19 protein-coding genes are annotated in these 10,159 nt (G+C 64.8%); all 19 read right to left on the bottom strand.

What is annotated here, in order from left to right:
- Nucleotides 1–78: 78 nt before the first annotated feature.
- A complete protein-coding gene (locus ACH0CP_RS08630) occupies nt 79–732 on the bottom strand; it encodes an adenylate kinase (protein ID WP_294445077.1) in 654 nt (217 codons plus the stop codon).
- Between the two features lie 37 nt (nt 733–769).
- Nucleotides 770–2,116: a preprotein translocase subunit SecY gene (gene secY / locus ACH0CP_RS08625; protein WP_294445078.1), complete on the bottom strand. Its 1,347-nt coding sequence runs from the start codon at nt 2,114–2,116 to the stop codon at nt 770–772.
- Nucleotides 2,117–2,304: 188 nt separating this feature from the next.
- On the bottom strand, nt 2,305–2,847 hold the full coding sequence (gene rplO, locus ACH0CP_RS08620; protein WP_294445079.1) for a 50S ribosomal protein L15: 543 nt from the start codon (nt 2,845–2,847) through the stop codon (nt 2,305–2,307).
- A 94-nt stretch (nt 2,848–2,941) separates the two neighbouring features.
- Entirely contained in the window at nt 2,942–3,118 is a 177-nt protein-coding gene (gene rpmD / locus ACH0CP_RS08615) for a 50S ribosomal protein L30 (RefSeq protein WP_046408576.1), read from the bottom strand.
- A gap of 6 nt (nt 3,119–3,124) precedes the next feature.
- Entirely contained in the window at nt 3,125–3,871 is a 747-nt protein-coding gene (gene rpsE, locus ACH0CP_RS08610) for a 30S ribosomal protein S5 (protein ID WP_294445080.1), read from the bottom strand.
- Between the two features lie 3 nt (nt 3,872–3,874).
- Entirely contained in the window at nt 3,875–4,225 is a 351-nt protein-coding gene (gene rplR / locus ACH0CP_RS08605; protein WP_227770943.1) for a 50S ribosomal protein L18, read from the bottom strand.
- Complete coding sequence (rplF, locus tag ACH0CP_RS08600; protein ID WP_294445081.1) at nt 4,222–4,755, bottom strand: 50S ribosomal protein L6; 534 nt, start codon at nt 4,753–4,755, stop codon at nt 4,222–4,224. The genes rplR and rplF overlap by 4 nt, the downstream gene beginning before the upstream one ends.
- Nucleotides 4,755–5,150 (bottom strand): 30S ribosomal protein S8, encoded by a 396-nt coding sequence (gene rpsH, locus ACH0CP_RS08595; protein ID WP_046408570.1) that lies wholly within the window; start codon nt 5,148–5,150, stop codon nt 4,755–4,757. Before rpsH ends, rplF begins: the two co-directional genes overlap by 1 nt.
- Nucleotides 5,151–5,160: 10 nt before the next feature.
- Nucleotides 5,161–5,466, bottom strand: coding sequence for a 30S ribosomal protein S14 (gene rpsN, locus ACH0CP_RS08590; RefSeq protein WP_231021864.1), 306 nt, complete (start codon nt 5,464–5,466; stop codon nt 5,161–5,163).
- 38 nt (nt 5,467–5,504) lie between these two features.
- Nucleotides 5,505–6,089, bottom strand: a complete 585-nt coding sequence (gene rplE, locus ACH0CP_RS08585; protein ID WP_406875521.1) for a 50S ribosomal protein L5 — start codon at nt 6,087–6,089, stop codon at nt 5,505–5,507.
- Nucleotides 6,082–6,399, bottom strand: coding sequence for a 50S ribosomal protein L24 (gene rplX, locus ACH0CP_RS08580; RefSeq protein ID WP_294445084.1), 318 nt, complete (start codon nt 6,397–6,399; stop codon nt 6,082–6,084). Before rplX ends, rplE begins: the two co-directional genes overlap by 8 nt.
- Nucleotides 6,399–6,767, bottom strand: a complete 369-nt coding sequence (rplN, locus tag ACH0CP_RS08575) for a 50S ribosomal protein L14 (protein WP_017979484.1) — start codon at nt 6,765–6,767, stop codon at nt 6,399–6,401. The genes rplX and rplN overlap by 1 nt, the downstream gene beginning before the upstream one ends.
- A gap of 248 nt (nt 6,768–7,015) precedes the next feature.
- Complete coding sequence (rpsQ, locus tag ACH0CP_RS08570; RefSeq protein WP_046408562.1) at nt 7,016–7,300, bottom strand: 30S ribosomal protein S17; 285 nt, start codon at nt 7,298–7,300, stop codon at nt 7,016–7,018.
- Nucleotides 7,301–7,313: 13 nt separating this feature from the next.
- On the bottom strand, nt 7,314–7,514 hold the full coding sequence (rpmC, locus tag ACH0CP_RS08565) for a 50S ribosomal protein L29 (protein ID WP_294444132.1): 201 nt from the start codon (nt 7,512–7,514) through the stop codon (nt 7,314–7,316).
- Between the two features lies 1 nt (nt 7,515).
- Nucleotides 7,516–7,950 carry a 50S ribosomal protein L16 gene (gene rplP, locus ACH0CP_RS08560; protein WP_066776779.1) on the bottom strand — a complete coding sequence of 145 codons (435 nt, stop codon included), beginning with the start codon at nt 7,948–7,950 and terminating at the stop codon, nt 7,516–7,518.
- Nucleotides 7,951–7,962: 12 nt separating this feature from the next.
- Complete coding sequence (gene rpsC / locus ACH0CP_RS08555) at nt 7,963–8,670, bottom strand: 30S ribosomal protein S3 (RefSeq protein WP_294444134.1); 708 nt, start codon at nt 8,668–8,670, stop codon at nt 7,963–7,965.
- Complete coding sequence (gene rplV, locus ACH0CP_RS08550; RefSeq protein ID WP_227770950.1) at nt 8,670–9,047, bottom strand: 50S ribosomal protein L22; 378 nt, start codon at nt 9,045–9,047, stop codon at nt 8,670–8,672. The genes rpsC and rplV overlap by 1 nt, the downstream gene beginning before the upstream one ends.
- Entirely contained in the window at nt 9,047–9,325 is a 279-nt protein-coding gene (gene rpsS, locus ACH0CP_RS08545) for a 30S ribosomal protein S19 (protein WP_085810277.1), read from the bottom strand. Before rpsS ends, rplV begins: the two co-directional genes overlap by 1 nt.
- The gene (gene rplB, locus ACH0CP_RS08540) at nt 9,325–10,158 is read right to left on the bottom strand and encodes a 50S ribosomal protein L2 (protein ID WP_227770951.1); all 834 of its coding nucleotides are present in this window, start codon (nt 10,156–10,158) and stop codon (nt 9,325–9,327) included. The genes rpsS and rplB overlap by 1 nt, the downstream gene beginning before the upstream one ends.
- Between the last annotated feature and the right edge of the window lies 1 nt (nt 10,159).

Here is a 10,159-nt window from a genome sequence, read left to right as displayed (position 1 = left end):
GCGGCAGAAAATCCTTGTCTAGCGCTCGGATACAGGCGATCTTCACCTCAAACGCCACGCCACTTGGGGAATGCAGGATCAGGCAGCGCCGTCGAGGATCGACTCGATCGAGCGCGTGACCTCGGCGATGTCTGCCATGCCATCGACCCGGCGCACCAACCCGCGCGCCTCGTAGATCGGCAGGATCGGCGCGGTCTTGGCGCGATATTCGGTCATGCGCGTGCGCACGGTTTCCTCGTTGTCGTCCGGACGGCGCTTGAATTCATGGCTGCCGCAGACGTCGCAGGTGCCCTCGACCTTCGGCTGCTTGAACCGGTCGTGATAGCCAGCACCGCAATTGCCACAGGTGAAGCGGCCGACGATGCGCTCGACCAGCGCATCCTCGTTCACTTCAAGCTCGATCACGTGATCGAGCGATCGACCGCGCTCGTCGAGCAGCAGATCCAGCGCGTCCGCCTGTGCGGCGGTCCGGGGATAGCCATCGAAGATCGCACCTTGCCCCGGGCCCAGACGATCGAGGTTCTCACCGATCAGCGCCGAGACGATCGCATCGGAAACGAGCTCGCCCGCGTCCATCACGGCCTTCGCCTGGAGCCCAACCGGCGTGCCCGCCTTCACCGCGGCGCGCAGCATGTCACCAGTCGACAGCTGCACCATGCCGCGCTCGGCCACGAGTCGTTCGGACTGGGTGCCCTTGCCCGCTCCCGGCGGCCCAAGAAGAATGATGTTCACGGAAAAAACGCCCTCCCCGTTCGACCGCTAGCGCCACTCAGCGCAGGCGGCCACCCTTCAGCTTCGCCTTCTTGATCAGATCGCCATACTGGTGGGCCAGCAAGTGCGACTGGATCTGCGTGACCGTGTCCATCGTCACGTTGACGACGATGAGCAAGCTCGTGCCGCCAAGATAGAAGGGAATCGACAGCGCCGAGACGAGATATTCCGGCACCAGGCAGATGAAGGCCAGATACGCCGCACCGATGACGGTGATGCGCGTCAGCACGTAATCGAAATAGACCTCGGTGTTCTTGCCCGGACGGATGCCCGGCACGAAGCCGCCATAGCGCTTCAGATTCTCCGCCGTCTCCTCCGGGTTGAAGACCACCGCGGTGTAGAAGAACGAGAAGAAGATGATGCCGGCGCCGTAGAGCAACATGTACAGCGGGCTGCCGTGCTGCAGATACTGGTTGAGGCTGATGATCGTGTCACCCCACCAGCTCTCGCCCGAAACGGCGGTGCCGGCGAACTGCGTGATCGTCAGCGGCAGCAGCAGCAGCGACGAGGCGAAAATCGGGGGGATCACGCCGGCGGTGTTGATCTTCAGCGGCAGGTGGCTGCGATCGGCCTGCATCCCGCGCTGCGTCTGGCGCTTGGGATACTGGATCAGGATGCGGCGCTGCGCGCGCTCCATGAAGCAGATGAAGAGCACGAGGCCAGCCACCGCGACGATGATCGCCAGCAGGACCGCCGGGTTCATCGAGCCGGTGCGGCCGCCCTCGAGCAGGTTGACGATCGTCGTCGGCAGGTGCGCGACAATGCCCGCCATGATGATCAGCGAGATGCCGTTGCCGATGCCGCGGCTGGTGATCTGCTCACCGATCCACATCAGGAACATCGTGCCGCCGATCAGCGAGATGACCGCGGCGACGCGGAACAGCATGCCCGGCTCGACCACCGCACCGCCCGCCTCGAGGCCGGTCGCAATGACATAGCCCTGGATCGCGGTGAGCAGCACCGTGCCATAGCGCGTGTACTGGTTGAGCTTCTTGCGACCGCTCTCGCCCTCCTTCTTGATCGCCGCAAGCTGCGGGGACAGCGAAGTCGCGAGCTGAACGACGATCGAGGCCGTGATGTACGGCATCACGCCCAGCGCGATCAGCGAGGCACGCTCCAGCGCACCACCCGAGAAGGTGTTGAAGAAATCGAGCACGCCGCCCTGGGTCTGACGCGCGAGCGCGGCGAGGCCGGTCGGGTCGATGCCGGGAAGCGGCACATAGCTGAGCAGGCGGAAGACGATCAGCGCACCGATCGTGAACCACAATCTCTTCTTGAGATCGGTCGCCTGCGCGAATTTCGCGAGGCTGATGTTTTGCGCCATCTGGTCGGCTGCGGATGCCATCGTACGTCGGTGCCTTCGGAAACGAAAAACGGCGGAGAAGGTCTAACGCCCCGCCCCGCCGCTCATATAGTCTCGCTCGAAGGCTTGTCTAACCTAGCGAGCAAATTCCGCTCCGGCTCGAGGCCGGAACCCAGTCGCGAGCGGCCCGTAACTGGGCCCCGGCATGGCGCCGGGGCGGCAGCTATGGCTTACTTGGCCTGCTTGGCAGCCTTGTCGGCCAGGCGCGCTTCGCGGGTCTTGCCCTTCTTCGCGGCAGCCTTCTCGCCAGCAGCGACGACTTCGATCACGTTGACCGAACCGCCGGCCTTCTCGATCGCTTCACGCGCCGAGGCCGAGACGCCGGCAACGGTGAAGTTCAGCTTCGCGCTGATCTCGCCCTTGGCGAGGAGACGAACGCCGTCCTTGCCACCGCGCGCAAGGCCTGCGGCCTTCAGCGCTGCATGGTCGATGTCGGTGCCGGTCAGCTTGCCTGCGTCGACCGCCTTCTGGATCGCGCCCAGGTTCACCTCGGCATAATCCTTGGCGAAGATGTTGTTGAAGCCGCGCTTCGGCAGACGCATGTGGAGCGGCATCTGACCGCCCTCGAAGCCCGCGATGGACACGCCCTCACGGCTCTTCTGACCCTTCTGGCCACGACCGCCGGTCTTGCCCTTGCCCGAGCCGATGCCGCGGCCGACGCGGATCTTGCGATGACGGGCGCCTTCGTTGTCCCGCAGTTCGTTCAGTTTCATGTGTGCACTCGCTTTCGCTTTTGTCGCGCTGATAAAAAGGAAGGGGGCCGCTTAGCCCCCTCCCCCGTGTTTGTCACTAGTCAGGCAAGGACGCTCAGTCCTGAACCTCGACCATGTGCTGCACCTTGCGGATCATGCCGCGGACCTCGGGGCTGTCCTCGAGCTCCGAAACACGGTGCATCTTGTTGAGGCCAAGGCCGATCAGCGTTGCACGCTGGTCCTTGGTGCGACGGATCGGCGATCCGGTCTGCTTCACCTTGATGGTTGCCATGTCGGCTTACTCCGTGATGGCCGCAGCGTCCGCCTCGGCGGTCTGCGAACCACCGCGGCCGAGCAGGTCGGCGATCTTCTTGCCACGACGCTGGGCAACCGCCTTCGGCGAGGTCTGGTTGTTCAGCGCCTCGAACGTGGCGCGGATCATGTTGTACGGGTTCGACGTACCGACCGACTTGGTCACCACGTCGGCGACACCGAGCGATTCGAAGATGGCACGCATCGGGCCACCCGCGATGATGCCTGTGCCCTGCGGCGCCGAGCGAACGGTGACGCGGCCGGCACCGAAGTGGCCGTTCACGTCATGGTGCAGCGTGCGGCCTTCCTTCAGCGGCACGCGGACCATCGCCTTCTTGGCAGCGGCAGTGGCCTTGGAGATCGCCTCCGGCACTTCGCGCGCCTTGCCGTGACCGAAGCCGACGCGGCCCTTGCCGTCACCGACGACGACGAGCGCTGCGAAGCCGAAGCGCTTACCGCCCTTCACCGTCTTCGACACGCGGTTGATGTGAACGAGCTTTTCGATCAGCTCCTCACCACCGTCATCACGGTTGCGGTCGTCACGACGACCACGACCGCCGTCACGGCCGCCACGATTGCCACCGGGGCCACCACGGCCACGACCGCCACCCGGACCGCCGCGACCGCGACCGCCACCGCCGCCACCGGCGTAACCGCCGCCCTGCGGCGCGTCGTTGGTGGCGGGAGCTGCGTCCTGCTGCACCGCTTCCGGCGCGTTGTTTTCGTCAGCCATGTCTTAGAACTCCAGTCCGGCTTCGCGCGCGGCTTCCGCCAGCGCCTTCACCCGTCCGTGAAAGAGGAAGCCGCCACGGTCGAACACGACCTGCGTGACGCCGGCAGCCTTCGCCGCCTCGGCGATGCGCTTGCCAACGGCACTGGCAGCATCGACGTTCGACGTCGCACCTTCGTGGCCCTGGAGCGTCGAGGCAGCAGCGACCGTGCGGCCCTGTGCGTCGTCGATCACCTGAGCGTAGATGTGCTTGCCCGAGCGATGCACGGACAGACGCGGACGGCCGCCGCTGCGCGCACGAAGCGCCGTACGGTTGCGGCGACGCCGCTTCTCGAAAAGCGAAAGGCCCTTGGTCACTTCTTCTTTCCTTCCTTACGGAAGATGAACTCGCCGTCGTACTTGATGCCCTTGCCCTTGTACGGCTCGGGCTTGCGCCAGCGGCGGATCTCGGCGGCCAGCTGGCCAACCTTCTGCTTGTCGGCACCCGAAATCTCGACCGTGGTCTGATCCGGGGTCTTCACCTCGATGCCTTCCGGCACGTCGATGTCGACATCATGGCTGTAGCCGAGCTGCAGCTTGAGCTTGCGACCCTGCGCAGCGGCGCGATAGCCGACGCCGGTGATCAGCAGCTTCTTGGTGAAGCCCTCGGTCACACCGGTGACCAGGTTCTGCACCATCGTACGCTGCATCCCCCAGAAGGCGCGCGCCTGCTTGGAGTCGTTCGCCGGCTGCACGGAAATGCCACCGTCCTCGAGCGTGTACTTGATCTCGTCGCGCAGCGTGAGACCGAGGGTACCCTTCGGGCCCTTCACGGTCAGCTGCTTGCCCTCGATCGTGGCAGTGACACCGGCCGGAACCGTGACTGCCTTCTTGCCGATGCGGCTCATCAGAACACCTCCGCCAGCACTTCGCCGCCGACGTTCTGCTCGCGTGCCTCGGCATCCGAGAGCACGCCACGCGGCGTCGAGACGATCGTGATGCCAAGGCCATTCATCACACGCGGCAGGCTCTGCGAGCCGCTGTAGATACGACGACCAGGCTTCGAGACGCGGGCGACATGCTTGATCGCCGGCTGGCCCTCGAAATACTTGAGCTCGATGCGGACGCCCTTCACGGGGCCCATATCTTCCTCGCTATAGCCACGGATGTAGCCTTCGCGCTGAAGCACGTCGAGCACGCGGGTCCGCAGCTTCGACGCCGGCGACACGACGCTGTCCTTGCGTGCGCGCTGGCCGTTGCGGATGCGGGTGAGCAGGTCACCCAGGGGATCGGTCACTGCCATCTTGGTGTCCTTACCAGCTCGACTTCGTCAGACCGGGGATCAGGCCCTTGTTGGCCAGATCGCGCAGCATCACGCGGGCAAGACGGAACTTGCGATAGTAAGCGCGCGGCCGGCCGGTGATTTCGCAGCGATTGCGGACGCGGGTCGGGTTCGAATTGCGCGGAAGTTCGGCCATCTTGAGGCGCGCGATGAGACGCTCGGTCTCGTCGAGCGACTTGTCGTTCGCCGTTGCCTTCAGCTTCGCCCACTTCGGGGCATATTGCTTCACGAGCTTCTTGCGACGCTCGTTCTTGTTCACGGAACTCAGTTTCGCCATGGACTTAAGCTCTCTCGTTCAGTTCGTTGCCAAGGGGCTCACGCCGCCTTCTTCTCTTCTTCCGCCTCGTCCCGCGGGAACGGGAATCCGAACAGGCGAAGCAGCTCGCGCGCCTCCTCGTCGGTCTTGGCGGTGGTAGTGACGATCACGTCCATGCCGCGCACCTTGTCGATGCGGTCATAGTTGATTTCCGGGAACACGATCTGCTCCTTCAGACCGCAGGCATAGTTGCCGCGTCCATCGAAGCTCTTCGGGTTCAGGCCGCGGAAGTCGCGGACACGCGGAAGCGCGATGGTGATGAAGCGATCGAGGAATTCGTACATGCGTTCGCGACGCAGCGTGACCTTCACGCCGATCGGCATGCCTTCACGCAGCTTGAACTGCGCGATCGACTTCTTCGCCTTGGTGATCACCGGCTTCTGGCCCGCGATCAGCTCCATTTCGGAAGCGGCCTGCTCGACGCGCTTCTTGTCCTGGGTCGCCTCACCGACGCCCATGTTGAGCACGATCTTCTCGATCCGCGGGATCTCGAGTGCGTTCTTGTAGCCGAACTTCTCGGTCATCGCCTTGGCGATCGACTCGTCGTACAGCTTGCGCAGGCGCGGCGTGTAGCCATCAGCCATCGATCTTCTCCCCGGTCTTGACCGCGACGCGGACCTTCTTGCCGTCCTGCGTCTCGAAACGGACGCGCGTCGGCTTGCCGTCGGCAGTCACGTGCGCGACCTTCGACACATGGAGCGGCGCTTCGAAGCGCTGCAGGCCACCCTGCGGGTTCAGCTGGGTGGGCTTGGCGTGGCGGGTCGCGACGTTGACGCCCGACACGACGACCTTGCCGTCCTTCGGCATGGCGGCGGTGACGGTGCCCGTCTTGCCCTTGTCCTTGCCGGACAGGACGATGACCTGATCGCCCTTCTTGATCTTCGCGGCAGCCATTACAACACCTCCGGAGCCAGCGAGATGATCTTCATGTGCTTCTTGCCACGAAGTTCACGCACCACCGGGCCAAAGATACGGGTGCCGATCGGCTCCTCGTTCTTGTTGACCAGCACGGCGGCGTTGCCGTCGAAACGGATGGTCGAGCCGTCCGCACGGTGAATGTCCTTGGCGGTGCGCACGATGACGGCGCGATGCACGTCACCCTTCTTCACCTTGCCACGCGGCTGAGCTTCCTTGATCGACACGACAATGATGTCGCCGACGCTGGCCGTGCGGCGCTTGGAACCACCAAGCACCTTGATGCACTGTACCCGCTTCGCGCCGCTGTTGTCAGCGACGTCGAGATTGGACTGCATCTGGATCATCGATCCGCTTCCTTCTCTCTGATGGGGTGGATACCGACCCAGCCCCGCCTAAAAAAACGCCCCGGGCGCGGAGCATTCCGCGTCCAGGGGGAGCGGCCCGTTAGCCGCTCCGCAGGAGAAAGGCAATGCCCCGTGGTGCGCTGCCTATTCCTGCCGTCGCTTCCTCGTGCCCCTCGACTGGTCTCCGGCGGATGCCGGACCCTGGCCGATACTGGCGCGAGGCCCTGGTCTACGTGCCGAGCGGCGGCTTACGCCGACGCCGGCTCGTCGATCTCGACCCGCTCCGGCGTCGCATGGGTGTTCACCCGATCGACGACCTTCCAGGTCTTCAGCTTGGAGATCGGCGCGGTCTCTTCGATCCGCACGGTCTCGCCCTGCTTGTACTCGTTCGCCTCGTCATGGGCGTGATACTTCTTCGAACGGCGGATGATCTTGCCGTAGAGCGGGTGCTTCACCTTGCGCTCAACGTTCACGACCACCGTCTTGTCGCCCTTGTCGGAGACGATCAGCCCGGTCAGCACGCGCTTCGGCATTGCTGTGGTCCTCTTACTTGCTGGCGGCAGCGGAACGCTGCGCCTGCAGGGTCTTGATGCGGGCGATGTCCTTGCGGACTTCGCGCACGCGGCTCGGCTTCTCGAGCTGGTTGGTCGCCGCCTGGAAGCGCAGGTTGAACTGCTCGCGCTTCAGGTTGCCCAACGCCTCGACGAGCTGATCGTCGCTCTGGCCGTTGTAGTCAGTCTTCGCCATCTTACTCGCCTCCGAGGTGCGACGTGTCGCCGAGGCGCGCCACGACCTTGGTCTTGATCGGCAGCTTCATTGCCGCGCGCTCGAACGCCTCGGCAGCGAGCGGCCCGGGAACGCCGTCCAGCTCGAACAGGATACGGCCCGGCTTGACGCGAGCCGCCCAGAATTCCGGCGAGCCCTTACCCGAGCCCATGCGGACTTCGGCCGGCTTGCCCGACACGGGCACGTCCGGGAACACGCGGATCCAGAGGCGACCCTGGCGCTTGATGTGACGCGTGATCGCGCGGCGAGCCGCCTCGATCTGCCGCGCGGTGATGCGCTCCGGCTCCATCGCCTTCAGGCCGTACGACCCGAAGTTGAGCGCGGTACCGCCCTTGGCGTCGCCGCTGATGCGGCCCTTGAACGCCTTGCGGAACTTGGTGCGCTTTGGTTGCAGCACTTCTTCTACTCCTTAGCGGCGGTCATCGCGCGCAGGGCGCACGCCGGAGGTCTGGGCCTCCATCATCAGGCGATCGGTCGCCGTCGGATCATGGCCCAGGATCTCACCCTTGAAGATCCAGACCTTGACGCCGCACACGCCGTAAGCGGTGTGGGCCTGCGCCTCGGCATAGTCCATGTTCGCACGCAGCGTGTGGAGCGGAACGCGGCCTTCGCGATAGCTCTCGGAACGCGCGATCTCGGCGCCGCCGAGGCGGCCACCACAGGCCACGCGGATGCCGTCGGCACCCAGGCGCATCGCCGACTGCACCGCACGCTTCATGGCGCGGCGGAAGGCGATACGACGCTCGAGCTGGTCGGCAATCCCCTGCGCGACGAGCTTCGCGTCGACTTCCGGCTTGCGGATCTCGACGATGTTCAGCGACACATCCGACGAGGTCATCGAGCCGAGCGTCTTGCGCAGCTTCTCGATGTCCGAGCCCTTCTTGCCGATGATCACGCCGGGGCGTGCAGCGAAGATGGAGATGCGGCACAGCTTGGCCGGACGCTCGATCACCACCTTGGAGATCGCTGCCTGCGGCAGCGTCTTCAGGATGTACTGGCGGATCTTGAGATCCTCCAGCAGCAGGCGACCATAGTCCGCGCCGTCGGCGTACCAGCGGCTGTCCCAGGTGCGGTTGATCTGCAGGCGCAGACCGATCGGGTTGCTCTTATGACCCATTAGGCTTCTTCCTGCTCACGCACGACGATCCGCAGCCGCGAGAACGGCTTGAGGATGCGGGTGGACTTGCCGCGGCCGCGCGTGGCGAACCGCTTCATGGTGATCGACTTGCCGACCGACGCCTCGGCGACGACGAGTGCATCGACGTCAAGGTTGTGGTTGTTCTCGGCGTTGGCGATCGCGGAGGCGAGCACCTTGCGCGCGTCGACCGCCATGCCCTTCTTCGAGAAGGCCAGGATGTTCATCGCGTCGCCGGCCTTCTTGCCGCGGATCAGACCCGCGACCAGGTTCAGCTTCTGCGCCGAACCACGGATCTGCGTGCCGACCGAGAGGGCTTCCTTCTCGCCGACCTTGCGGGGGGACTGAGGCTTGCTCATCAGCGCTTGCCCTTCTTGTCAGCGGCGTGACCCGGGAAGTAGCGCGTCGGCGCGAACTCACCCAGCTTCATGCCGACCATCTCTTCGTTCACCGACACCGGCACGAACTTGCGGCCATTGTAGACATTGAACGTCAGACCGACGAACTGCGGCAGGATGGTCGAACGACGCGACCAGGTCTTGATCGGACCCGAGCGGCCATTCTGGTCCTGCGCCACCTCTGCCTTCTTCAGCAGGTGAAGGTCCACGAACGGACCCTTCCAGACGGAGCGAGCCATTACTTCTTCCTCGCGTGACGGCTGCGGATGATCATCTTGTCCGTCGCCTTGTTGTGGCGGGTGCGCGCACCCTTCGTCGGCTTGCCCCACGGGGTGACCGGATGACGGCCGCCCGAAGTGCGGCCTTCACCGCCGCCGTGCGGGTGGTCGACCGGGTTCTTCGCGACGCCACGGGTAAGCGGACGCTTGCCCATCCAGCGGCTACGGCCCGCCTTGCCGAAGTTCTGGTTCTGGTTGTCGGGGTTCGACACCGCGCCAACCGTCGCCATGCAGTCGCTGCGCAGGTAACGCTGCTCGCCCGAGTTCAGGCGAACGATCACGAGACCGCGGTCACGACCGACGACCTGCACGTAGGTGCCGGCCGAACGGGCGATCTGGCCACCCTTCATCGGCTTCATCTCCACATTGTGGACGATGGTGCCGACCGGGACCTGGCCCAGCTCCATGGCGTTACCCGGCTTCACGTCGGTCTTCTTGCCGGCGATGATCTTGTCGCCGACATTCAGGCGCTGCGGCGCGATGATGTAGGCCTGCTCGCCGTCGGCGTAGCTGATCAGCGCGATGAACGCCGTGCGGTTCGGGTCATACTCGAGCCGCTCAACCGTGCCCTCGGCGTCCCACTTGCGACGCTTGAAGTCGATGTAGCGATACTTCTGCTTGTGGCCACCCGCGATGCCGCGGCTGGTCACGTGACCCTTGTTGTTGCGACCGCCGGTCTTGCGCTTGCCTTCGGTCAGCGCCTTGACGGGCGCGCCCTTGTGCAGGCCCGACCGGTCGATCAGCACCAGCCCGCGCATCGCGGGGCTGGTCGGGTTATAATGCTTGAGTGCCATC

This window comes from Sphingomonas sp. 179-I 2A4 NHS, from assembly GCF_045369135.1.
Lineage (GTDB): Bacteria > Pseudomonadota > Alphaproteobacteria > Sphingomonadales > Sphingomonadaceae > Sphingomonas.
Note: the sequence above shows the minus strand (reverse complement) of the source record. Positions and strands in the feature narration are given on the sequence as shown.